Consider the following 23,725-nt stretch of genomic DNA (forward strand, 5'->3'; position numbering starts at 1 on the left):
TTCTGGTCTGCTTCAAAGAAACCGACAGAACAATGTCAAACATCGTCTTGTCTTCTTCTCAACAGTGCAGGTGTAAAACACCCACACTTATCGGTAATCTGATTGTTAAAGAGCTGCTGAACCGAACCGGCGACAAACAAATTGCGCCATGCGAAACAGCGAAGACGAGAACTATACGCCACCAAAATGACTTTGTCAAATGCCTAAAAACAAAAATACCACTCAAAAATACTAAACATCTAAGCTGAAATGAAATTTATCCAGCACAAACGCAACCAACCATAGGCTACCTGAAAAAGTAGTCAGTACAAAAAATAGCCGGGCAACTACCCGGCTACAACCTCTTTCACACTAAAACCATTCAGAACAATCCGCTAATCACACCATCTTCATCCACGTCAATCCGCTCTGCAGCCGGCACTTTAGGCAAACCTGGCATTTTCATCATATTGCCACACAACACCACCACGAACCCCGCCCCAGCAGATAAGGTTAGCCCGCGCACAGTGATACGAAAGCCTTGTGGTGCACCCAACAGTTTAGCGTTATCACTGAATGAATATTGTGTTTTTGCCATGCAAACCGGCAACTCATCCCAGCCCAATTTTTCCAAGTTGGCAATATCAACCAAAGCCTCCGAACTAAAATCCACATTTTCCGCACCATAAATCCGTTGCGCAATGGTAAGAATTTTTTCCGGAATGCTTTTCTCCACGTCATAACAGAAACTAAATTGTGCAGATGATTGTTCGGCAGCGGCAACCACTTTATGCGCCAAATCCTCACCTCCGGCTCCACCCTTACTCCACACTTCAGTAAACGAGATTTCCGCACCGCGTTTACGGCAGGCATCAGCCACCAAATCTAATTCATCCTGCGTATCGGCACTGAAGCGGTTGAGCGCAACCACCACCGGCAAGCCAAATACATTTTTCAGATTATCGATATGCCGCAACAAGTTGGGCAAACCTTTTTCCAATGCAACCAGATTTTCACCAGCTAACTCCTCCTTGGGCAAACCGCCGTTATATTTCAATGCCCGTATAGTAGCCACCACCACCGCAGCATCCGGCCGCAAACCAGACAACCGGCACTTGATATCGCAGAATTTCTCTGCGCCCAAATCCGCACCAAACCCGGCTTCGGTAACAGCATAATCGGCCAGATGACAAGCCAAACGCGTGGCGACAACTGAATTGCAACCGTGGGCAATATTGGCGAACGGACCGCCATGCACAAAAGCAGGTGTACCTTCAATGGTTTGAACAAGATTAGGTTTAATGGCATCTTTTAATAACGCCGCCATTGCGCCCTGTGCTTTCAAATCGCGTGCATACACCGGGCCACCATCTTTTGTATACGCCACCAACATATTACCCAGCCTCTGCTTGAGGTCGGTAATATCCTTGGCTAAACAGAATACAGCCATCACTTCGGAAGCAACAGTTATATCAAAACCATCATCGCGCATCACACCATCGGCAGTTTTACCTAACCCGCCGATAATATTACGCAAATGACGGTCATTCATATCCACTGCACGCCGCCACAGAATCCGTTTTGGATCGATATTGAGCGCATTACCATGGTGGATATGATTGTCGATAAGGGCAGCCAAAAGATTGTTTGCTGCACCAATAGCATGGAAATCGCCAGTAAAGTGTAGGTTGATGTCTTCCATTGGCAGCACTTGAGCATAGCCGCCACCGGCTGCCCCGCCCTTGATGCCGAACACCGGGCCGAGTGAGGGCTCACGCAAGGCAATAACGGCATTTTTACCGATCCGGTTGAGCGCATCGGCCAAACCAATGGTGACTGTCGTTTTCCCTTCCCCGGCCGGCGTAGGGCTGATAGCGGTTACCAAAATAAGCTTGCCCCGTTTTTCAGGTAGCCTGAATGCATCATCCGGATTGATCTTGGCTTTATATTTGCCGTAATGCTCCAGTTGTTCCGGCTTCAAGCCGAGCTTGGCGGCGATTTCATCGATGTGCCTGATGGAAGCGGCTTGAGCAATTTGTACGTCGGACAATTGAGGCATAACAGTCTCCAAACTTAAAGAGTCAGAAAATGAAGAGTACAGCGCTCGGAATTGTACCCTAAATCAGCTGATAGGAAGCGAACACCCATCATCAGACACCACTTATCGTAATATGGCTAAATTTGCCTTATTGCCATCATCAAGCTTAACTCATCATTTTCAAGGCCGGGAACAAACCACGCAAACCGGCCAAAACGATCTCCACAGCGATAGCAGCCAGCAGCAAGCCGGATACACGGTTGATGATCTTAATACCGGCATTACCAAGCCACTTGCTCAACCGAACAGAACCAAACAACAGCAAATAGCAGGCAACCCCCACCATAAAGCCGGCAATCAACAATTCCAATGCGCCCTGCCAATTTTCCACGCGACTGCTGTAAATAATCACAATGGAAAACCCACCCGGGCCGACGATAATCGGTGTAGCCATCGGCACCACGGCAAAAGTGAACTGTTTTTCCGGCGGCAGGCTCGAATTTTCCTGATTTAATTTTGGCTTTACCGGGTCATCATCACCGCCCATTAGATTCATAGCAATAACAAACACCAAAATACCACCCGCAATTTGGAAGGCCGGAATACTGATACCCAAGATTTTCAACAACGGGGTACCAATCACTCCAGCCACCACCATACAAATAAATGCACTAACTGACACCAGGCGTGCAGTTTTGCGCTGCTCCTTCGGCGTAAAGTCCGCTGTCTTATCTACAAAATATCCCAGTGCAATTAATGGGTTATTCAATACAATTAAACCGGTAAACAAATATAAGATATGAGTAATCATCTTTTCTCTCGTTAAACATCAAATCAGTCAGACAACAGCGCCACAGTTTCATCTACGCTCGGCATGGCGGCGAAACGACCGCGCATAATATCGAAATTATGGTGTTCATACAGCTCTTTAGCCGACCAGCGGCCATTATCCAGCGTGCTGTTGGCCCCTTCCGGCAAAATCACTTCAAAGCCCAAATCGCTGGCAGCCCGTACCGTAGCTTCCACGCAATATTCAGTCATCATGCCAACCACCACTAAGCGCTCAACTCCGTTGCCACGCAGGTAATCCAGCAAATCCGTACCGCGAAAAGCGCTGTTATACCATTTATCCACTACTTTCTCACCGGCCTGCGGTGCAACGGCGGCAGCAATCTGCCAACCGGGCGAGTTCGGTGCAAAGGGCGAATCCGCCTCATTGTGCCGAACATAGATGACTTCGCGCCCGTGCGTGCGGGCAGCAAGCAACATTCGACCGATAGCATCCAACATTTCTGCCCCGCGATAAGCACCCATATCCAGCAATGCCTGCTGGGTATCAATAACCAATAAAACCGTTTTCTTCATTATGCCCTTTCCGTGGCTAAGGCTACCTGAAAACGCTTGTTTCCATGAAGCCGAAATACTCGTTCCCAAACAGCCCAAAAGAATAACCCCGGCATTCGGCCGGAGAACTGCCGCCATTCTATACGGGCGGCACAAGCTTTGCTACGACCAGATGCCGTATCAGGTCAAATATATTGCAAATTCAACACACATATCGCCATCCTTCTCGGCAACCACCCCATCCATAACAAAGGCTACCTGAAATTTCAGGTAGCCTTTTTCAGGTAGCCTCCACCGCCCTACATCTTACTCTGCTGGTTACTGATGCCCATCAGCATGGCCACAATGATCATGATAGAAAGCGTGGCCGTGCCGCCGTAGCTCACCAGCGGCAACGGCACACCCACTACCGGCAGAATGCCGCTCACCATGCCCATATTCACAAACACATAGCAAAACAGCGTCATGGTCAGTGCGCCAGCCAGGGTTCGGCTGTAGAGCGTGGGGGCTTTGGCGGCAATATAGAGGCCGCGCCCCAGCATGATGGTGTACACCGTCAGCAGCAGGATATTGCCGATGAGGCCGAATTCTTCGCCATACACGGCAAAGATGAAATCAGTGGTGGATTCGGGAATGTAGTCGAGATGCGTCTGCGTACCGTTGAGCCAGCCCTTGCCCCACACGCCGCCGGAGCCAATAGCAGTCATTGACTGCAAGATATGGTAGCCCGCGCCGAGCGGGTCTTTAGTCGGATCGAGCAGGGTCAGCACACGGGTACGCTGGTAGTCGTGCATACCGTATTGCCACAGCAGCGGCAGTGAAGCAAAAAAGCCGACCATGGCCACCGCAATTACCCGCCACGGCAACCCGGCAAAAAATATCACAAACAGACCAGATGCCATAATCAGCACGGCTGTACCCAAATCAGGCTGCTTCAAAATCAGGAAGCCCGGCACAGCTATCAGCACCAATGCAGCCAAGTAATGCTGCCAGCCCAGCTCCGTTTCGTGTTTCTGCAGATACCACGCCACCGTCATCGGCAGCGCGATTTTCATCAATTCAGAGGGCTGCAAACGGATGATGCCCAAATTCAGCCAGCGCTGCGAGCCGTTCACAATCACGCCGAAAAAGTGCACCCCCACCAGCATCAGCAGACTCACTCCATACAGCACAATGGCGAAGTTACTCAGCACCTGCGGCCGTGTACGGGCAATACACCACAGCAGCACAAAGCCTACTATCGTGTGCAGAGTTTTATTTTCCAGCTGGCCGATGCTCTGACCGTCGGCCGAATACAGCAAAAACAGGCTCATCACATAGATAGCCAGCATGCTGTAGAACAGCCACATATCCATCGGATCCCAGATTTTCCGCCAGTAGCGGCGGATAGCGTGTTCAGACGGGTGTTGCATATTATCGAACCTCAGATGCGGCAGCCGGCTGGCTACCTGAAACCGCCCGATAGACAGACAAGGTACGCGCCGCTTGAGCGTGAATCAGCGGATACTCAGCCTGACTCATCGCGCCATCTCCCGGCACAGAGGGCTTGGGCAACGGCAGGTTTTTGCCGTTTTCACCCTGCAGTTGCAGCAGATAAAAATCGGCCAACTGGCGGGCAATCGGCGCGGCATTCGCGCCCCAGCCGCCGTTTTCCAACAGCACGGCGATGGCTATTTTCGGATTATCTGCCGGCGCAAAAGCAATAAACCAGGCATGGTCGCGGTGGCGTTCGGCCAGCGCGGCCGCGTTATACGATGCACCCTGCCGAATCTGCACCACCTGCGCCGTACCTGTTTTGCCGCCCATGCTGTATTTCAACCCCACACCCACGCGCCAGGCCGTGCCGCCCGGGCGCAACACGCGCTCCATACTCTGCTTCACAAAAGCGAAATACTCCGGCTTGAACGGCAGGGTGGCGCTGGGCTGGGTACCCACCAAAATACGGGTTTGCTTTTGGTGGTCGATGAGTTCGCGCACCAAGTGCGGCCGGTACATCACGCCGTTATTGGCCAGCGTGGCGGTGGCGTGTGCCATCTGCAGCGGCGTGTAGGCGTTAAAGCCCTGGCCGATGCTGATGGTTACCATATCAGCAGGCTTCCACTGGCGGGCGGTTTCGTTTTTGGCATGGGCAAAGCGCCGCGCCTTCCATTCCGGACTGGGCAGGATGCCTTTGTATTCGTTGGGCAAGTCGATGCCTGTCGGCTGACCGAAACCAAAGTGCGCCAGATAGGGATAAGCCTTTTCTATGCCCATTTCGTAGCCCAAGCGGTAGAAAAAGGTGTCGGATGATACTTGGATGGCCTTACCCAAATTGGCCGAACCGTGCCCGCTGCGCACCGAATCACGGAACTGGTGGCGGCTGCCGGGAATACTCCATGCGCCGGGCGCAGGCAGCACGGTATTGGGCGTAATCTGCCCGCTTTGCAGCGCGGCCATGCCCATAAACGGCTTGAAAGTAGAACCGGGCGGATACAGCCCTTGGGTAACGCGGTTGATGAGCGGTTTTTGCCAATCGTTATTCAGGCTTTTCCAGGTATCGCTGTCGATGCCGTCGATAAACAGGTTGGCATCGTAAGTCGGCTTCGACACCAGCGCCAGTACGCCGCCGGTTTGCGGATCGATGGCCACCACCGCGCCGCGCCGGTTGCCCAACAATTCGCTGGCTTTCTGCTGCATGCGGATATCCAGCGACAGGCGAAGGGTTTGCCCGCTCACGGCCGTGGCGGTTTTCAGGGTGCGCACAATATTGCCCTGCGCGTCTTTTTCCACTTCCTGATAGCCGGGCATACCGTGCAGCTGCTGTTCGTAGAAGTTTTCCAGGCCCATTTTGCCGATATGGGTGGTGCCGCGATAGAGTTCGTAGCGGTCTTCGCTTTCCAGCTGGTCGCGGTCTTTGTCGCTGATGCGGCCGATATAACCGACAATATGGGTGGTGAGCCCGCCGTAGGGGTATTCGCGGAAGGTACGGGCGTTCACTTCCACGCCTTTGAAGCGGAACAACACCGCCGCCAGCCTTGCCGCTTCTTCGGTGCTCAGTTTCAATTTCAACGGAATGCGTTCGTAGGAACGGGATTCGGCACGGAAGCGCTGGAAACGCTTCACATCGGCCTCGCTGATTTCCACATACGGGCTCAAGGCCGGTATCAAATCCTCCACTTTCATTTCCATCTCGTTGGGAATGACTTCCAGCGAATAGGCCGGATAATTGTGCGCCAGCACCACGCCGTTCACATCAGTGATTTCGCCGCGAATCGGCGGGGTGGGGATAAGAGAGATGCGGTTGGCGGCGGCTTTATCCACAAATTCCTCGTGCCGGGCTACCTGAAGCCGCACAAACTGCCACACCAGCACACTGAAAAACACCAAAATCATGACAAACGCCACCACCAGCCTCAGCAGGTAATCCTTCTGTCGGCTACGGTGCGGCGCTTTAATAGGCCTGTAATGATGACTCGGCTTCATTTGCGGGAACGACGGTAGTGAGCGATGGCGAGCATCATATTGTTCAACTGCGGCCACAGCAGGCCGGTAACGACTGGAGGCAGCCACAGCCGCCACAAAGAAAACGGCTGCTGTTGAAACAGGCTGACCAAGAAAATCACCAACTGGCTTACCAACACCGCGCCGGCCACGGCAACAGCCTGCCAGCCAAAGGAATTGAGCGCAACCTGCCGCCGGTTGCGTTCAATCAGAAATGCAGCCACGGTATAAGCCAAGCCGTGCTGGCCCAATAGCGAATTAGTGCCGATATCCACCAACAGGCCGAGGCAGAACGCCACGCCGATACCAATAAGCTGTGGCCGGTGCAACAGCCAATAAGCCAGCATAATCAGCGTGAAATCAGGCAGGGGGTACACCCAAGGCGGGGAAATCGGAATGAAATCGAAGAGCAACACCAGCAAAAAGCTGAATGCCACCCAGCGTTTGGGCGTGGATTCTTGGAGCGGGGAAATCGGAGACATACTGCTTATTCCTGCGTCTCTTGTTCGGCAGCCGGTTCGGAAGCGGTTTCAGGTAGCCTTACTGCTGCCTGCGGTTTTTGCGGAATCACCAGCACATAATTGCTACTGCTCAAATTGGCTGCCGGCGTCAGCACGGTGCGGTAATACGGCGTGCCGGAATTGCGGTCGGCACTCACCACCTTGGCAATCGGGATACCGGCCGGATAGATGCTGTCGATGCCGGAAGTAACCAGCAAATCGCCCTCTTTCAATTCCGCCGACACCGGAAAATAACGCAAATCCAGCGTTTCGCCACGCCCGTACACCAACGTACGCACACCGCTTTCAGCCACCATCGCCGGAATCACCGACTGGCGGTTGTTAATCAACGTAACCTCCGCCGTGGCCGGCTGTACGGCGGTTATCTGACCGATGAGGCCTTTTTCGTCGCTCACCGGGTCGCCGATGTGGATACCGCTGCTGCTGCCTTTGGTAACCAATAGGCGGTTGGTCTGCGGAATACGGCCGTTAGACACCACCTCCGCCAGCACAGCCTTAGGTGCGAGCAGCGGCTGCAGGCGGTTTAACGTTTTCAATGCAGCTAATTCGCGAGCTGCCGGAGTTTGCAGCTGCAACTGCATATTCAAACGGGCATTTTCCTCTTTCAATCGGCTGTTTTCGGCGAGCAAATCCTGCTTGTCGCGCAGAAACGCCGTGCCGCCGCTCACCCATTGGGCAGGCTGGCGCGCCGCCCATTGCAAGGGGTAGAGCCCGGCGGAAACATAAGACTTGCCTTGCTGCAATGCCGCATAACGGTTGTCCAGCACCATCAACGCTATCGACAGCATGCCCAACAGCACCAGCTTACCGGCTGGCGTGATAATCGGGCTGACAAAATTAATTTCTTGCGACATAAAGGGAATAACAGGCTACCTGAAAAACTGAAAGCGCCATACCTTGCGGGCATCTCCGGCGGCATAGAAACCGGCATCCCGCAAATGGCTGGCCATGCGGAATGCCGGAAAAGAGAAATTATACGGTAGTGAACACCGAGTTCATCTTGCCGATTAAATCCAGCGCCTTGCCCGAGCCGCGCACCACGCAGGTAAGCGGGTCTTCGGCAATGCTCACCGGCAGGCCGGTTTCCTCGGAAAGCAAGCGATCCAGGCCATTGAGCAGCGCGCCGCCGCCGGTCAGCACCAAGCCGCGGTCGGCAATATCCGCACCCAATTCCGGCGGGGTTTCCTCCAATGCGGTTTTCACCGCCTGCACAATCTGATTCAACGGCTCGGTCAGCGCCTCCAAAACCTCGTTGGAACTGATGGTAAACGCACGCGGCACACCTTCGGCCAAATTGCGGCCTTTGGCCTCGATTTCCCGAACCGCATTGCCCGGGAAAGCCGTGCCGATGGCCTTTTTGATTTCCTCAGCGGTGGCCTCGCCAATCAGCATGCCGTAGTTGCGGCGCACATAATTGATGATGGCTTCGTCAAACGCGTCGCCCGCTACCCGCACGGAGTGGGAATACACTACGCCCGACAAAGAAATAATGCCCACCTCGGTGGTACCACCGCCGATGTCCACCACCATGGAGCCGGTCGGCTCTTCAATCGGCAAACCCGCACCGATGGCTGCTGCCATCGGCTCTTCAATCAAGTTTACCGAAGCCGCACCGGCAGCCTGTGCCGAATCGTGAATCGCCTTGCGTTCCACCTGAGTAGAGCCGCAGGGGACGCAGATAACAATACGCGGCGTGGCGGCGAAGCGGCTGTTGTTTACCTTGCGGATGAAATGCTTGAGCATTTTCTCGGTAACATTGAAATTGGCAATCACCCCGTCCTTCATCGGGCGCACCGTCTGGATACTGCCGGGTGTACGCCCCAGCATGCGCTTGGCTTCCGCGCCCACCGCCACTGTGGCGTTTTTATTGTTGCTCATGTCGTTGGGCAGCGCCACCACCGAAGGTTCGTCCAAAACGATACCGCGGCCTTTGATGTAAATCAGGGTGTTGGCCGTACCTAAATCGATGGCCAGATCATTAGAGAAATATCGGGTGAGAAAGCGGAACATTGCTTTAAATCCTAGCGTTTGAATACTGATGAATACTGTAAAGAAACCAAGCCTGTGGAGAGATTGGCACTACTTCGCACAGCCTTATTCTTATGCTGTGCCGAGAGACAGGCTTTTAGGCTATAATCCGAACTTTGCAAGCCAGCCTCAAAAGAAACGCGTAATCATACCTGAGATTGGGCTGTTTGCTAAACATAATTTAAGGAATTTTTATGTCGCTTACACTTTCCGACGTTGAAAAAATCGCCCGCCTCTCACGTTTGAGCCTGACCGAAGCCGAAAAAGCTGCCACTCTAGACGAACTCAACGGCATTTTCGCCATGGTAGCGCAAATGCAGAGCGTGAATACCGACGGCATCGAACCGATGACCCACCCGCACGAACTCGCCCTGCGCCTGCGTGCCGACCAAGTAACGGAAACCGACCACGCCGCCGAATATCAGGCCTGCGCCCCCGAAGTGCGCGACCGTTTGTATATCGTGCCGCAGGTGATTGAGGAATAATTTTCAGGTAGCCTCAATCCCTGAAGGCTACCTGAAAACATAAACCGAATATCCCGCGCGGCAACGGCAAATACCCATCCATAATAAGCATACCCTCCTGCAAACTCAACTCCACAGGTAATCTGAGTAATGCTTCATAAAATTGCTGCAAGCCGTGTGCGGCCACGTTAGCACAGCCAAATAAATCTGCCCGCAAGATTTTCAGGTAGCCTCAAAGCGGCAAAGGCTACCTGAAAACCGTATCCCATAATTTAGCTTAACCATTTTCATCAAAAAGATATGTCCGCCAACACCAACACCGTCATTCTTACCGTTGTCAGCACTGCCGCGCTGCTGGCCGCCTATCATTTCGGTTTCAGCCGCCCTGCCATCAGCAGGGAAACGCAACAGGCCGTGGCCCAAGCGGCTTCCGATATCGAGCAACGGCAAGCCGAACGCAGCCGCCGCGAAATTGCCGTTGCCGCATCAGAAATCATCCATGATGAAATCAAGCAGGCCAACGAGCAGGCTGTCAAAAATGCGGTGCGCAACAAGATTCTGTTCGACGGCGTATCGTCTGCCAGCGGGCTGCGTACCGATATTGCCCTATTTCTCGCCGACCATGGCCGAATGCCCAATAGCTTGAATGAAATCGGCTGGGCAGGCGGCGTAACCAGCGTTAACCTGTCTGCCATCGAAATGCGGCAGGGCGGCATATTGGTCTTGCGCTTCAATCCGGAAAAACTGCGCGGCACCATTATCCTCACGCCGCAAACCAATATGGAAGCCCTGATGATTATCGGCTGGAGCTGCACCAGCCCCGATATCGATTTCATTGCCGAAGCCCTGCCCGAATGCCGATATCAACGCTGAGCATAAATTTTACTTTCAGGTAGCCTAAAAAACAGCCTGCACCCAACTAACCCAATAAAATCTATCTATTTTTCAATTCCAACCGAAAGACCCGAAAATGACCCGATACACCCTCAAACAAGCCAGTCAACTGCTCCAATCCAAACAAATCTCCGCCGTCGAACTGGCCACCGAATACCTCGCCGCCATTGCTGCGCAGAACCCGGCAATCAACGGCTACATTACTCTCGACCAAGACAAAACCCTCGCCGAAGCCCGTGCCTCCGATGCTCGTATCGCTCAAGGCAACGCCACCGCGCTTACCGGCGTACCCATCGCCTACAAAGACATTTTCTGCCAAACAGGCTGGCGCAGCGCGTGCAGCTCCAAAATGTTGGACAACTTTGTCTCCCCCTACACGGCTACCGTCGTACAAAACCTGCTTAATGAAGGTATGGTAACGCTCGGTCGTACCAATATGGACGAGTTTGCCATGGGCTCGACCAACGAAACCTCGTTCTACGGCGCGACTAAAAACCCGTGGAATCCCGAACACGTTCCCGGCGGTTCGTCCGGCGGTTCCGCAGCAGTCGTTGCCGCACGCCTTGCCCCTGCCGCGCTCGGTTCAGACACCGGCGGATCCATCCGCCAGCCTGCTTCACACTGCGGCATCACCGGCATCAAACCCACCTACGGCACGGTTTCCCGCTTCGGCATGGTTGCCTACGCTTCCAGTTTCGACCAAGCCGGCCCGATGGCGCAAACCGCCGAAGACTGCGCGATTTTGCTCAATGCGATGGCAAGCTTCGACGAGCGTGATTCCACCAGCTTGGAACGCAGCAAAGAAGACTACACCCGCGATTTGAACAAACCGCTCAAAAGCATGAAAATCGGCCTACCTAAAGAATATTTCGGCGAAGGCGCGGATGCCGATGTGCAGGCTGCCTTGCAAAACGTCATCGACCTTTTAAAAGCACAAGGCGCGGAAACCATTGAAGTTTCCCTGCCGCAAACCGCCCTATCCATCCCCGCTTACTATGTCCTCGCTTCTGCCGAAGCCAGCACCAATCTTTCACGGTACGACGGCGTGCGCTACGGCCACCGCGCCGCCCAATTCGGCGACCTTGAAGAAATGTACAGCAACACCCGCGTAGAAGGCTTCGGCAGCGAAGTCAAACGCCGCATCATGATTGGCACCTATGTGTTGTCGCACGGCTACTACGACGCCTATTACCTGAAAGCCCAAAAACTGCGCCGCCTTGTTGCCAACGATTTTCAGACGGCCTTCGCACAATGTGATTTCATCCTCGCCCCGACTGCGCCCACTGCCGCCCCGAAACTCGGTAGCGACATCCACGATCCCGTACAGATGTACCTTTCCGACATCTACACCATCGCCGTGAATCTGGCCGGTTTGCCCGCCCTGACCTTGCCCGCAGGTTTCAGCAGCAGCGGACTGCCCATCGGCGTGCAATTTATCGGCAACCACTTCTCCGAAGCCAAAATCCTTGGCGCAGCGCATCAAGTACAGTTGGCAAGTGATTGGCATACGAAAGCGCCGGAGTGAAGTTTTCAGGCAGCCTTTGCTTTGAGGCTACCTGAAAAATAGAGAATATAATTATGCAAACCAAATCCTTTCTAAAATGGGCTGGCGGCAAATCCAAGCTCGTCCCTTTTATCGAAAATAGCCTGCCCAAACGTCCGCGCAAACGCCTGATTGAACCGTTTGCAGGTTCAGCCGCCTTGTCGCTTGCTTTAGAGTTTGACAGCTACCTGCTCAATGACAGCAATCACGACCTCATCGGACTGTTTCAAACATTAAAGCAGGAAAAGCAGCAGTTTATCGATTATGCCCGCTCCTTTTTCCTTCCCGAAAATAATCTTGAAGACCGCTTCTACGAACTGCGTGCCCAATTCAACCGTAGCACGGACAGGCACGAACGATCGGCATTGTTTGTCTACTTAAACCGCCATGCCTTCAACGGCTTGTGCCGCTACAACAGTAAAGGCGAATTCAACGTACCATTCGGCCGCTATAAATCCCCTTACTTCCCCGAAAAGGAAATGCAGAGATTTATCGCAAAATCCGAGAGGATAGAATTGGTGTGTGGCGATTTTCAGGTAGCCTTAATGCAGGCGGAAACGCACGATATGGTTTATTGCGATCCGCCTTATGTGCCGTTAAGCGATACTGCTTCATTCACAGCCTACGCGCAAAACAGTTTTAATTGGGAAGATCAAAAACGCTTAGCGCACACGGCAAAGCAGACGGCAGATACCGTGCAAGGTGTGTTGATTTCCAACCACGATACCGAATTTACCCGTGAAATCTATAAAGATGCCCGCTTGGAAACTATCTCAGTGCAGCGCAATATCGCGGCAAAAAGTAGCAGTAGGCAGAAAGTGGGAGAACTATTAGCGATTTATGCCTAACTCAGATTTATTGAAAGAAGCCACTGCAGACTATCAAAGCAGCCTACAAAAATACTGTACGGAAAATATGGTGGTTTACCACGCAAACGCTCTACTGCTGATGCGGAAAATATTGGACAAACATCCCAACGGCTGCTTCGATATGATTTTTGCCGACCCTCCTTATTTTCTTTCCAATGGCGGCTTTACCTGCCAAAACGGGCAAATGGTTTCCGTAAACAAAGGTAACTGGGATAAATCAAACGGCATGGCTGCCGATATGGAGTTTTACGAAGAATGGTTGCGTTTGTGTTATGCGCTGCTCAAGCCGAACGGTACAATTTGGGTATGTGGCACCTACCATAATATTTACCTAATCGGCTACCTGATGCAAACCATAGGCTTCCATACATTGAACAACATCACTTGGGAGAAACCCAACCCGCCGCCGAATTTATCCTGCAGATTTTTTACCCACTCCACCGAAACCTTGTTGTGGGCAAAGAAAAGCAAAACTGCCAAGCACATATTTCATTACGATTTTATGAAAGCCCAAAACAATGGCAAGCAAATGAAATGTGTGTGGCAGTTTACCCCGCCGAACAAAGCAGAAAAAGCATTTGGCAAACACCCGACGCAAAAACCACTTGCCCTATTGGAACGCTGCATTCTGGCGGCGTCCAATGTCGGAGACTTGATTTTCGATCCCTTTATGGGTAGTGGTACAACCGGTGTGGCAGCCTTAAAACATGGCCGATATTTCTGCGGCTGCGAGATAGAAACGGAATATTTTGAATTGGCTAAAAAAAGGTTGCAAAAAGGTTATGTCTAAAAATTTTGAAACGTTTTTTTCACAATTGATAGAAACCAATATGACTTTGGATATTATTGCTGATTTTGCCAAGGCCAGAAAAAATGTAGGCAAGATATCCATCAAGCTACACCAATTAAACTATCTAATTGGTAAAGAAGATCTGCGGCAGGCTGTTTATGATCTGTTTAACGAGAATTCGGCAGTTTTTGATATATTAAGTATATTGACTGCCGTGCGCGACAATAAAAAAGTTTTAACTTCCGATGGTGAAACTGTTTTGTTGGACAGTTATTTTACCTCTCCCGAAAAGGTCTTTGCCTATATTACAGAAACAGGATTAGCTGAAATCTTTCAAAATAAAGAAATCACTAACTTGGTTGATTATGTTTTCGGTGTTGAAATCGGTATGGACAGCCATTCACGGAAAAATCGTACCGGCAAAAACATGGCTGCCACAGTCGCACGGATGTTTGATGCTGCCGGCGTAACCTATCGAACCGAAGTTCGGAGTACAGAATTCCTAGACATCATCAGTTTGGGAGTAGATGTAAAACGTTTTGATTTTGTGATTAAAACTGCAGTTAAAACTTATCTAATAGAAACTAACTTTTACAATAGCAGCGGGTCAAAGTTGAATGAAACTGCCCGTTCTTATTCGGATATCGCACCTAAAATCAACCAATATCCCGCCTTTGAATTTGTTTGGATTACCGATGGTAAGATTTGGCACACAGCAAAAAACAAGTTGGAAGAAGCCTTTAGCATTATTCCCAGCTTATATAATCTAACAACGCTACCAGATTTTATCCGTCAAATTAAAACCGAAGGCATACTTGAATAACCAATTTTCGCTTCCACCATGACTACCACCGACTTCATCCAAATCATCGGCACCGCCGCCTTTGCCGTATCCGGCTACCTCGTCGGCTACAGCAAGCGGCTCGACGTGCTCGGCGTGGTCATCACCGCCTTGCTCACCGCCGTGGGCGGCGGCATGATGCGCGATGCGCTGGTGGGACATGTGCCGCAGGTATTCCGGCACACCGATGCGCTGATTGTGGTATTCGCCACCCTCGTTATCGCCTGGCTGCTGCACGTGCAACGCTACCGCCGCACCCAGCTTGCCGCCGCCTTCCTGATTGCCGACGCCATCGGCCTGGCCGCTTTCAGCATCACCGGTGCGCAAATCGGCATTAGCCTGCAGCTCAACCTGTTCGGCGTGATCGTGCTCGCCTTCGTCACCGCCGTGGGCGGCGGCATCGCCCGCGATATTCTGGTGAACGACGTGCCCATCATATTACGCGCCGACCTCTACGGCAGCGTTGCCATCTTTATCGGCGGGCTGATGTATTTCCTCGCGCAGCTCGGCTGGATAAACGCCTTCACCCTGCACCTGCTGTTTGCCGCCGGCCTCGTCCTACGGCTGGCCGCCTACCGCTTCCACTGGCAGCTGCCCGGCTTCCAGCCGCGCAGAAAATAGCGGCAAAACAAGGAGAATCAAAATGTACCCCCACCGGAAAATATGGCGCGGCTTCACGCTGACCGCACTCGCCATGCCGATTGCCTTGTTTGCATTTTTGTTTTTGGTCGAACTGTTTGACCGCGACTCGTTTGACGGCATGGCAGGCCTGCTCAACACGGGCTTGGCGTTGATACTGGTATTCACACCACCCATTGTGCTGCTTGCCGCATGGTGCTGCCGAACCCGATGCGTGCGCTGGCAAAAACGCTTTGCCGCCGCCGCGTTTTTCATCAGCCTGCCGTATTCCGTTGCGCTGTTTTTCATCTTGACCTCGAGCCTGTTTAATCCGGAATATTACCGCCCCATAAGCTTTGCGCTTTGGATACAGGGGGACGGATGGCTGTTCCATCTGATATACGCCGTATTCATGACGGTGTACGCCGTGCTGATACCGCAATGGCTGCTGCCCGGCTCACAGCCGCACAAAAAATAGCGGCAAAAGGCCGTCTGAAAGCTACAATACGGTTTTTCAGGTAGCCTCTAGCCAAACCGATTAACCCTTCTTCAACAGAAAGACCCCTTATGACCTGGGAAACCGTAATCGGACTGGAAATCCACGTCCAACTCAACACCAAATCCAAAATCTTCAGCGGTGCATCGACTGCATTCGGTGCAGAACCCAATGCGCACGCCAGCGTGGTGGAATGCGCGCTGCCGGGCGTGCTGCCGGTAATGAACCGCGAAGTCGTTGAAAAAGCCATCAAATTGGGCTTGGCGTTGGATGCGAAAATCAATCAGAAAAACGTGTTCGACCGCAAAAACTACTTCTACCCCGACTTACCAAAAGGCTATCAAATCAGCCAGTTGGATTTACCGATTGTGGAACACGGCAAACTGGAAATCGTGGTCGGCGACGCGGTGAAAACCATCAACGTAACCCGCGCGCACATGGAAGAAGACGCAGGCAAATCTGTGCATGAAGGCTTGAACGGTGCAACCGGCATCGACCTGAACCGCGCCGGCACGCCGTTGTTAGAAGTGGTATCCGAACCTGAAATGCGTTCCGCCGCCGAAGCCGTTGCCTACGCGAAAGCCTTACACAGCTTGGTCACATGGCTGGACATTTGCGACGGCAATATGGCGGAAGGCTCGTTCCGCGTCGATGCCAACGTATCCGTGCGCCCGAAAGGCCAAGCGGAATTCGGCACGCGCCGCGAGATTAAAAACCTCAATTCCTTCCGTTTCTTAGAGCAGGCGATTAATTACGAAGTGGAAGCGCAAATCGAGATTTTGGAAGACGGCGGCAAAGTACAGCAGGCAACCATGCTGTTCGACCCTGAAAAAGGCGAAACCCGCGTGATGCGTTTGAAAGAAGACGCGCATGACTACCGCTACTTCCCCGACCCCGATTTACTGCCCGTCATCATTTCAGACGACCTGTTGCAAAAAGCCAAAGCAGAAATGCCCGAGCTGCCGAAAGAAATGGCGGCGCGTTTCGTGGCGGATTATGGCGTGAGCGACTACGACGCGCGCCTGCTCACTGCGAGCCGCGTGCAGGCTGCCTATTTTGAAGAAGCCGCCAAAGCCAGCAGACAAGGCAAGCTGACTGCCAACTGGATGAACGGCGAACTCGCCGCCACGCTGAACAAAGAAGGCATGGAACTTGCCGACAACCCGATTACCGCCCCGCGCCTCGCCGCGTTGGTAGGCAAAATCGCCGACGGTACTTTAAGCAGCAAATTGGCGAAAAAAGCCTTTGAAGCCATGTGGGCGGAACCCGAAGCTTCCATTACCGAAATCATTGAAAAACACGGCTTGCAGCAAATGACCGATACCGGCGCGATTGAAGCCATGGTGGACGAAGTGCTGGCAAACAACGCCAAAGCCGTGGAACAATTTAAATCCGGCAACGAAAAAGCCCTGAATGCGATTGTGGGACAAGTGATGAAGGCCAGCAAAGGCAAGGCGAATCCCGCGCAGGTGCAGGAACTGATTAAAGCGAAGTTGGGGTAAATAAAGTGCAGGCTGCCTGAAAACAGATTTTCGGATTTCAGGCAGCCTGTCGATTAAAAAAAGGGCTGTCCTAGATAGTTAGGAAAAGTGTAAACAGCGCAACGATTTCCTACAGGAAACCGCGCGGGTATCAATATTTGCTCCACAGCCGGTCAAGCCATTGTTCGGTAAGCCTTTATTTCGGCAGCAATATTGACACACTATATAACTGGCTGTATAATAATAGTTTTTGAGAAAGGATACTTATTCATGATAAGCAAGAAAAAATTCAATACTTTTATCGGAAGCATAGGCGCGGCAATCGGGATTTTTGTATTCATCGCCTATATTCCCCAAATTATCGCCAATTTGGATGGAGCAAAGGCGCAACCATGGCAACCTCTGTTTGCGGCAGTATCCTGTTTGATTTGGGTTTTATATGGTTGGAGTAAAGAACCCAAAAAAGACTGGATTTTGATTGTGCCCAATGCGGTTGGCGTGATATTGAGTTCTTTGACTTTTCTGACTGCACTTTAAAAACAACCGACGCGGTAGCGTAATCGTCATCGTAAAGGCTACCTGAAAACGATAAAAGGTTTTTCAGGTAGCCTGAAACCGTTTTTAAACCGGAAAAGGAAAATGCAATGAAAACTGTCGCCGTTATTATCTTGGAACAGTTTGCCGACTGGGAATCCACTTTGCTGACTCCGGTTTTACAACAATTTGCCGGCGAAACGGTATTGCAGCCGCGTAAGATATTTAATGAAGAAGGGGTATAGGCACCCCCGACCGAACGCCGGGCGGTTTTTTAGGCCGTCTGAAAACCCCGCCCGATTTGTCCTTTTGCCCGAAAGAAAGCCCGAACCATGCTGATTTAAAGAGGAGTCCTCTATTCTTCCCGATGAAATCGAAAAGGGAGCCAGTCTTTTGACAATGAAGACGATGCCTGGCCGATACCGAGAAACCGCCTGTCAATATTAAAGAATATCCGGTATGTATTTCAGATTTACAATATTCGCATTCGGCAACACCTTTAAACCAAGCCGGTTGATTAATCGGTTAAATACCAGCTTGGATATCAGCAGTTGTTTTGACACCGGCTGCCCGGGCGAGCTGGGCATCATTCAAGATTACGGCGGCCTCACGCTCAATCACAAAAATATATTTTCCAAACAATATCCCGACATTGAATATGAAAATGAATTTATTGATTTCTTCAAGCAAAATCACAGCCTGCTAATAGAATCTGGGGCAGACGACTTTAGGCTGATGATGGATGTGTATTGCTCGGGGCAATGCAATTTTGAAATATTCGACAAACTGTGGCTTGCCGAATTATCCCGCTACCATGTGAGTTTGCCCATTTCCGTGTATTTGACCAGGCAAGAATAACGCACTTGTATGGGTTGCGCGAAACGCACGCAGGTTGGCTTCATTGAAAAAGCGCTTTTAGGAAACCCCGTTTCCCTTTCAAGGCTACCTGAAAAGTAGCCCGATACCCCACCATATAGGAGAACCTCAACATGACCGAACAAGAATACTGCCAAACCTTCGACGAAGACCAATCCGTCGGCTGGGACGCCATCGATGCCGAACTCAAAAAACTCTACGGCGACACCGAACCGCGCCATTACGGCAGCATCATCAAATACTGGATGGGCGGCGAAGACCCACTGGACGGAACCAGCATCTACGACTGCAACGAACAGGCATTCCACCGCCACATCATCTCCTACGGCATGAGCGAACTCTATTTCAGCCCCGAAAGCGCCGATGCCGAATTCAGCAAATGGGGCTTCGAATTCACCTTCCGCATCGCCCCCTGCGAACTCGACCCCGATTCCGACTATGGCACGCCGCACGAGCCCTTTTGGGCCATCAACGTAATGAACAACCTCGGCCGTTATGTGTTCGAAAGCGGCAAATGGTTCGAACCCTACCACTTCATCCCCGCCAACGGCCCGATTCGGAACGACACTGATACCGCCCTGGTCGGCATTGCCTTCGCCCCCGACCCCAAACTGCCCGCCATCGGCACACCCAACGGTCAAGTCCAGTTCCTACAAATGGTCGGCCTCACCCAGGCCGAACTCGATTGGCTGTGGCAAGATCCTTCAACCGCCCGCTGCCAAGAGCTTATCGACAAAATGCGTGCCGACAACCCCCTGCTGATTACGGATTTGGCGCGCACGGAAAGCTATGTGTAGCCTTAAGCCTGATGGAAAGGCTACCTGAAAACGAGAACAAGGATTTTCAGGTAGCCTGTTTAATATAGCGGGTTAAAAATAAAAATGATGCAAGGCGTACAAACGATACGTCCATGCAGGCCGACACCGTATCATGGCAATTTTAACCCACTGCCAAAGGAATCCCATGTCTTACTATCTCATACTCCGCAACCATACCGACCACCCCAACCAATGGCTGGAAGACGCCGACAAAGTGCGCCGCCTGCTCACCGAAGAATTCTTCCTGCAATGCGAAGACTGTAGGGGAAACCTCTGTTTCTATGGAATGGGCGACGAAGACGATGAAGAAAGCTACGTTGAGCTGTCATACGAATTCAACGCGGACACAGGCCGCCACGAAATTTGGTCGGACAACCCCACATCCTCCTCAGCACACATCATGTATCAAATCGAACAGCAGCTGAGCGACGGCACCACTTTGGATGCCGAATAAATACCGTGCCCAGTATTTTCAGGTAGCCTTATAATGCCGCCTGAGCATCTGTCTGAATTACCAAACCAAGGCGCAGGCTGCTTTTGCCTGCTAGAGAGCACACTGCGCCGTTTACTCAATCAACCCGCGCTTTAGCAGGGCTAAGCAAGGGTGTTTCATCTTAGGAGATTATTATGAAATTTGCCAAAATCATGGCCTTATGGCTGGCTTTGTCCGGCAGCGCGTTCGCAGCAGGCTTGGACGCATCCGATGCCGGCGACTATGTGCAGCTGGACAAAGACCAAAAGCCCACACAAATGCAGATGCGTTATTACCAGCGTGGCACGCAATGGGTGATGGACGGAAAATTCGGCGATGGCGAGTGGATGCCGGTGTGCCAAGGTACGGGTGAATGCCGCCTGCAAACTTCCCCTGCACGGAAAGTGCGCGAATGGAAAGCCATGCTGCCCGCCGAACTCCAAGCCATGCCAATGGCGTGCATCCACAATAAGGCTTTTGCCTTCTGCCGCATGAGCAAGCCCGACAATCCGAATATGCGCCTGTATTGGTGGTTCGCCTGGAAAGACGGGCAAAACTATGTGTTTGGCTTAAACCGCCTCCGCTAATGCAGGAGCAAATCAAGTTTGCCGCCCGGATAGGTATGCCCAACAGTATGAATGCCGGATAAAACAGATTGGCGCTGCCGATTCTGCGCGAGCGGAAAAATAATGTGCAGCCTTAAGCCATCCCGAAAGGCTACCTGAAAATGCCCGGCCGTTTTCAGGTAGCCTCCTTATCTTCCGGAAACAAGATGACCAACCCATCAACAGATGAAGCATTGGGCGCCGCCGCCATAGCCGCGCACCCATTTTCATTCAAGAATAAAGCCTATCTGCTGCCACCCCAGCGTTGCGGCTGCTTCTCCTGCCTCGCCATCTTCCGCTCCACCGAGTTGGAGGAAAACGACTTTGTGCCGGAAGACAACGGGCAATACACGGCATGCTGCCCTTATTGCGGCATCGACAGCGTTATCGGCGAAAATTGCGGATACACAATCACCCCGGAGTTATTGGCAACCATGAAGGACTATTGGTTTTAAAGGATGGGCATGCTGCAGAATGTTCAGGTAGCCTCTCCCGTCCACAATCCGCTAGAATACGCCCCTAACCGCCGCCTCTTGCGGCGCAAGCCAAGGAAACACCATGAAAAAATATCTGATGCTGCCCCTTTTGCTGTTGTTGGCCGCCTGCGGCTTCCGCCTGGCCGGCAGCGACCCCGCGCTCAACCCGCCCCTGCCCTACCAAACCTGGGCCGTACAAGAAGGGCGCGAACTGCAGCAAAACATCGAAACCGAACTGCTGCGCCGACACGCCAAACTCGACAGCGCCTTTGCCGATGCCATCGTCAAAGTAACCGATATCCAAACCAATAAAAACATCCAAACCCTCAACCTCTCCGGCACGGTAACCGAATACCGGCTGGAGCTCAAAGTAGCCGCCCAAGCCTGGCGCGGTGAAAAAGCCCTGGGCGAGCCGATGATGATTACCGTATACCGCACGCTGGACTACAGCGACAGCGAAATCCTCGGTAAACAAGAAGAAGAAGCCCAACTCTGGGCAGACATGCGCGTGGACGCCGCCCGCCAGCTCGTGCGCCGACTGGGCTACCTGAAAGCCGAATAATGGCCGCCATCAGCACCGAACGCCTGCTGCCGCAGCTCAAACAGCCCCTGCAAGCGCTGTATGTGCTGCACGGCGAAGAAGCCCTGCTGCGGATAGAAGCCTTAGACGCCATCCGCGCCGCCGCCAAAGAGCAGGGCTACCTGAACCGCGAAACCCACACTCCCGACACCGCCGCCGACTGGCAAGACCTCCTTGCCTCCGCCAACAGCATCGGCCTGTTTGCCGAACTCAAACTGCTCGAAATCCACCTGCCCGGCGGCAAACCCGGCAAAGCCGGCGGCGAAGCCCTCGAACAACTGGCCGCCAACCTCCCGCCCGACACCGTAACCGTCATCCTCCTGCCCAAACTCGAGCGCACCCAAACCCAGGCCAAATGGTTTGCCGCCCTCAGCCGCAGCGGCACCGTGGTTGAAGCCAAAGCCGTTGATGCCCAGGCCCTGCCCGGCTGGATACGCGGCCGCCTCGCGCAGCATCATTTATCTATCGACAACGAGGCGCTTGCTCTGTTTGCCGAACGCGTAGAAGGCAACCTCTTGGCCGCCAAGCAGGAAATCGACAAACTCTCCCTGCTCTACCCCGCCGGTCACGAATTGGGCATTGCCGAAACCGAAGCCGCCGTGGCCGACGTAGCCCGTTTCGACGTATTCCAGCTTGCCGCCGCCTGGATGAGCGGCGAGCCCGCCCGCGTGGTGCGCCTGCTCGAAGGCCTAGAAGCCGACGGCGAAGAACCCGTGATGCTGCTGTGGATGCTGGCCGACGACATCCGCACCCTCATCCGCCTCACTGCCGCCCTCAAACAAGGGCAAACCGTAGCCCAAGTGCGCAACAGCCTGCGCCTGTGGGGCAGCAAACAACAGCTAGCCCCCCTGGCCGTGCGCCGCATCCCCACCCCGCGCCTCATCGCCGCCCTGCAAGAATGCGCCCGCATCGACCGCATCATCAAAGGCGCGGAAACCGGCGAAGCCTGGCCCGCCATCCGACAGCTGCTGGTGAGTCTGGCCGGATAATTAGGTATCGGAATAACCGCAACCGGAAAGATGTCCTAACAAAAAATGGGGCAGGCGCGCACCGAAAATAGTACAAACAGTACCGCAAACCAAAGCCTTATCGCCCCTTTTAGGACAGTAACTATATTTTCAGGTAGCCTCCCGCACACCGCAGAGGCTACCTGAAAATATCCGCCAGCAATATAGCAAGCTCATCACAACTTTTCACACAAAACCAAGGAAAAACCATGTCCCCTAAAGCCAAAAAAATCCTCATCAGCGGCACCCTGGCCCTCGCCCTTTTGGGCTGGCGCGGCTACGATGCTGTCAAGACCGTGAAACTGAAAGAGTTTGTCGAGCACTACAATGTGTTCATCAACAACGAAAACCGTTTCCTCACCCACCTAAACGAGCGCACCGATTTCGGCAGCGTGCCCGAAGCCGTGATGATGCCGGTGCGGCATAGTGCTGGGTTTATGGCCAATTCCAACCGAGGCGGCTGCCACTCGATTCCCGATGATGCCCTGCTGGCCGAATGCACCAGTGCCTTTAGCGAATACCACAGCGTGCTGCAAGAAGTGGAAAAACAAGGGTTGGATGAGGCGCGGCTGAAACAGGTGCTTGAACGCGGTGCCCGTACGCACAGTATCATTACCCAAGTGGCCGCGAAGTTTCCGAGCCGGGTTCAGGTGCAGAATAATTAATTACGCACCCAGACACCATAAAGGCTACCTGAAAACTTTTCAGGTAGCCTTTGCTATTTGCTGCACATCAATATTCGCTCAAGGGCTTGTTCGGGTCGTATTGCGCCACTTCTTTCACAATCGCCTGCCCCACGCGCACGCCGTTATCGGTGTGCGCCATGGTCGGGCTGCCGTGCAGTTCCCAACCTTGTTGCAAGGCTTCGGTTACGCGGCGGCAGAACACGGAATCGTCTGTGCCGGTGAGCAAACGGTAAACTTTCATTATCTCTCTCCTCTTCAATACCGGCCATGAAGCATTGCCGCACA

The 23,725-nt window shown here is 52.8% G+C and carries 29 protein-coding genes; 20 read left to right on the top strand and 9 right to left on the bottom strand.

Features of this window, described 5'->3' with window-relative positions; genetic code table 11:
- Positions 1-248: hypothetical protein (locus tag A7Q00_RS13940; protein ID WP_218915557.1), on the top strand; the 248-nt coding region annotated here is incomplete at its 5' end.
- A 113-nt stretch (positions 249-361) separates the two neighbouring features.
- On the opposite strand, the gene A7Q00_RS05240 is transcribed toward A7Q00_RS13940, so the two are convergent.
- The 8 genes from A7Q00_RS05240 to A7Q00_RS05275 all read right to left on the bottom strand — a co-directional run bounded on the left by A7Q00_RS05240 (position 362) and on the right by A7Q00_RS05275 (position 9,372).
- A complete protein-coding gene (locus A7Q00_RS05240) occupies positions 362-2,038 on the bottom strand; it encodes a formate--tetrahydrofolate ligase (RefSeq protein WP_064089566.1) in 1,677 nt (558 codons plus the stop codon).
- A 145-nt stretch (positions 2,039-2,183) separates the two neighbouring features.
- On the bottom strand, positions 2,184-2,828 hold the full coding sequence (locus A7Q00_RS05245; RefSeq protein WP_064089567.1) for a MarC family protein: 645 nt from the start codon (positions 2,826-2,828) through the stop codon (positions 2,184-2,186).
- Positions 2,829-2,851: 23 nt separating this feature from the next.
- Complete coding sequence (locus tag A7Q00_RS05250; protein ID WP_064089568.1) at positions 2,852-3,382, bottom strand: cysteine hydrolase family protein; 531 nt, start codon at positions 3,380-3,382, stop codon at positions 2,852-2,854.
- Positions 3,383-3,660: 278 nt separating this feature from the next.
- Positions 3,661-4,773 (bottom strand): rod shape-determining protein RodA, encoded by a 1,113-nt coding sequence (gene rodA, locus A7Q00_RS05255; RefSeq protein WP_064089569.1) that lies wholly within the window; start codon positions 4,771-4,773, stop codon positions 3,661-3,663.
- Between the two features lies 1 nt (position 4,774).
- Complete coding sequence (gene mrdA / locus A7Q00_RS05260) at positions 4,775-6,823, bottom strand: penicillin-binding protein 2 (RefSeq protein ID WP_064089570.1); 2,049 nt, start codon at positions 6,821-6,823, stop codon at positions 4,775-4,777.
- The gene (gene mreD, locus A7Q00_RS05265; RefSeq protein ID WP_064089571.1) at positions 6,820-7,323 is read right to left on the bottom strand and encodes a rod shape-determining protein MreD; all 504 of its coding nucleotides are present in this window, start codon (positions 7,321-7,323) and stop codon (positions 6,820-6,822) included. The genes mrdA and mreD overlap by 4 nt, the downstream gene beginning before the upstream one ends.
- 5 nt (positions 7,324-7,328) lie before the next feature.
- Positions 7,329-8,216 (bottom strand): rod shape-determining protein MreC, encoded by an 888-nt coding sequence (mreC, locus tag A7Q00_RS05270; protein ID WP_064089572.1) that lies wholly within the window; start codon positions 8,214-8,216, stop codon positions 7,329-7,331.
- A 118-nt stretch (positions 8,217-8,334) separates the two neighbouring features.
- Positions 8,335-9,372, bottom strand: coding sequence for a rod shape-determining protein (locus A7Q00_RS05275; RefSeq protein WP_064089573.1), 1,038 nt, complete (start codon positions 9,370-9,372; stop codon positions 8,335-8,337).
- 212 nt (positions 9,373-9,584) lie between these two features.
- On the opposite strand from A7Q00_RS05275, the gene gatC reads away from it, so the two are divergent.
- The 19 genes from gatC (at position 9,585) to A7Q00_RS05365 (ending at position 23,419) form a co-directional block, all read left to right on the top strand.
- Positions 9,585-9,875, top strand: a complete 291-nt coding sequence (gatC, locus tag A7Q00_RS05280) for an Asp-tRNA(Asn)/Glu-tRNA(Gln) amidotransferase subunit GatC (protein ID WP_064089574.1) — start codon at positions 9,585-9,587, stop codon at positions 9,873-9,875.
- Between the two features lie 279 nt (positions 9,876-10,154).
- On the top strand, positions 10,155-10,727 hold the full coding sequence (locus tag A7Q00_RS05285) for a pilin (RefSeq protein ID WP_064089575.1): 573 nt from the start codon (positions 10,155-10,157) through the stop codon (positions 10,725-10,727).
- 97 nt (positions 10,728-10,824) lie between these two features.
- Positions 10,825-12,273: an Asp-tRNA(Asn)/Glu-tRNA(Gln) amidotransferase subunit GatA gene (gene gatA / locus A7Q00_RS05290; RefSeq protein WP_064089576.1), complete on the top strand. Its 1,449-nt coding sequence runs from the start codon at positions 10,825-10,827 to the stop codon at positions 12,271-12,273.
- A gap of 53 nt (positions 12,274-12,326) precedes the next feature.
- Positions 12,327-13,139, top strand: a complete 813-nt coding sequence (locus A7Q00_RS05295; RefSeq protein WP_064089577.1) for a Dam family site-specific DNA-(adenine-N6)-methyltransferase — start codon at positions 12,327-12,329, stop codon at positions 13,137-13,139.
- The gene (locus A7Q00_RS05300) at positions 13,132-13,950 is read left to right on the top strand and encodes a DNA-methyltransferase (protein ID WP_064089578.1); all 819 of its coding nucleotides are present in this window, start codon (positions 13,132-13,134) and stop codon (positions 13,948-13,950) included. The genes A7Q00_RS05295 and A7Q00_RS05300 overlap by 8 nt, the downstream gene beginning before the upstream one ends.
- A complete protein-coding gene (locus tag A7Q00_RS05305) occupies positions 13,943-14,773 on the top strand; it encodes a type II restriction endonuclease (RefSeq protein ID WP_064089579.1) in 831 nt (276 codons plus the stop codon). The genes A7Q00_RS05300 and A7Q00_RS05305 overlap by 8 nt, the downstream gene beginning before the upstream one ends.
- Before the next feature lie 18 nt (positions 14,774-14,791).
- On the top strand, positions 14,792-15,412 hold the full coding sequence (locus A7Q00_RS05310) for a trimeric intracellular cation channel family protein (protein WP_064089580.1): 621 nt from the start codon (positions 14,792-14,794) through the stop codon (positions 15,410-15,412).
- 22 nt (positions 15,413-15,434) lie between these two features.
- Positions 15,435-15,887, top strand: a complete 453-nt coding sequence (locus A7Q00_RS05315) for a hypothetical protein (RefSeq protein ID WP_064089581.1) — start codon at positions 15,435-15,437, stop codon at positions 15,885-15,887.
- A gap of 89 nt (positions 15,888-15,976) precedes the next feature.
- Positions 15,977-17,407 carry an Asp-tRNA(Asn)/Glu-tRNA(Gln) amidotransferase subunit GatB gene (gene gatB / locus A7Q00_RS05320; protein ID WP_064089582.1) on the top strand — a complete coding sequence of 477 codons (1,431 nt, stop codon included), beginning with the start codon at positions 15,977-15,979 and terminating at the stop codon, positions 17,405-17,407.
- 249 nt (positions 17,408-17,656) lie between these two features.
- Entirely contained in the window at positions 17,657-17,923 is a 267-nt protein-coding gene (locus A7Q00_RS05325; RefSeq protein ID WP_064089583.1) for a SemiSWEET family transporter, read from the top strand.
- 107 nt (positions 17,924-18,030) lie between these two features.
- Positions 18,031-18,165 (top strand): hypothetical protein, encoded by a 135-nt coding sequence (locus tag A7Q00_RS14145; RefSeq protein ID WP_003784706.1) that lies wholly within the window; start codon positions 18,031-18,033, stop codon positions 18,163-18,165.
- A 214-nt stretch (positions 18,166-18,379) separates the two neighbouring features.
- Positions 18,380-18,778 (top strand): interleukin, encoded by a 399-nt coding sequence (locus tag A7Q00_RS05330; RefSeq protein WP_179946198.1) that lies wholly within the window; start codon positions 18,380-18,382, stop codon positions 18,776-18,778.
- 131 nt (positions 18,779-18,909) lie between these two features.
- The gene (locus tag A7Q00_RS05335; protein WP_064089584.1) at positions 18,910-19,593 is read left to right on the top strand and encodes a suppressor of fused domain protein; all 684 of its coding nucleotides are present in this window, start codon (positions 18,910-18,912) and stop codon (positions 19,591-19,593) included.
- A 166-nt stretch (positions 19,594-19,759) separates the two neighbouring features.
- Positions 19,760-20,068 (top strand): hypothetical protein, encoded by a 309-nt coding sequence (locus tag A7Q00_RS05340; RefSeq protein ID WP_064089585.1) that lies wholly within the window; start codon positions 19,760-19,762, stop codon positions 20,066-20,068.
- Between the two features lie 173 nt (positions 20,069-20,241).
- Entirely contained in the window at positions 20,242-20,673 is a 432-nt protein-coding gene (locus A7Q00_RS05345; RefSeq protein WP_064087399.1) for a hypothetical protein, read from the top strand.
- A 140-nt stretch (positions 20,674-20,813) separates the two neighbouring features.
- The gene (locus tag A7Q00_RS05350) at positions 20,814-21,146 is read left to right on the top strand and encodes a hypothetical protein (protein ID WP_245637533.1); all 333 of its coding nucleotides are present in this window, start codon (positions 20,814-20,816) and stop codon (positions 21,144-21,146) included.
- Between the two features lie 103 nt (positions 21,147-21,249).
- Positions 21,250-21,729, top strand: coding sequence for an LPS-assembly lipoprotein LptE (locus A7Q00_RS05355; RefSeq protein WP_064089587.1), 480 nt, complete (start codon positions 21,250-21,252; stop codon positions 21,727-21,729).
- Positions 21,729-22,736 (top strand): DNA polymerase III subunit delta, encoded by a 1,008-nt coding sequence (gene holA / locus A7Q00_RS05360; RefSeq protein ID WP_064089588.1) that lies wholly within the window; start codon positions 21,729-21,731, stop codon positions 22,734-22,736. The genes A7Q00_RS05355 and holA overlap by 1 nt, the downstream gene beginning before the upstream one ends.
- A gap of 227 nt (positions 22,737-22,963) precedes the next feature.
- Positions 22,964-23,419 carry an SH2 domain-containing protein gene (locus A7Q00_RS05365; protein ID WP_064089589.1) on the top strand — a complete coding sequence of 152 codons (456 nt, stop codon included), beginning with the start codon at positions 22,964-22,966 and terminating at the stop codon, positions 23,417-23,419.
- A 67-nt stretch (positions 23,420-23,486) separates the two neighbouring features.
- Here A7Q00_RS05365 and A7Q00_RS05370 read toward each other — a convergent pair whose 3' ends face one another.
- Positions 23,487-23,681: a DUF1737 domain-containing protein gene (locus A7Q00_RS05370; protein ID WP_035580172.1), complete on the bottom strand. Its 195-nt coding sequence runs from the start codon at positions 23,679-23,681 to the stop codon at positions 23,487-23,489.
- Positions 23,682-23,725: the final 44 nt, after the last annotated feature.

The organism is Eikenella halliae (assembly GCF_001648475.1).
Lineage (GTDB): Bacteria > Pseudomonadota > Gammaproteobacteria > Burkholderiales > Neisseriaceae > Eikenella > Eikenella halliae.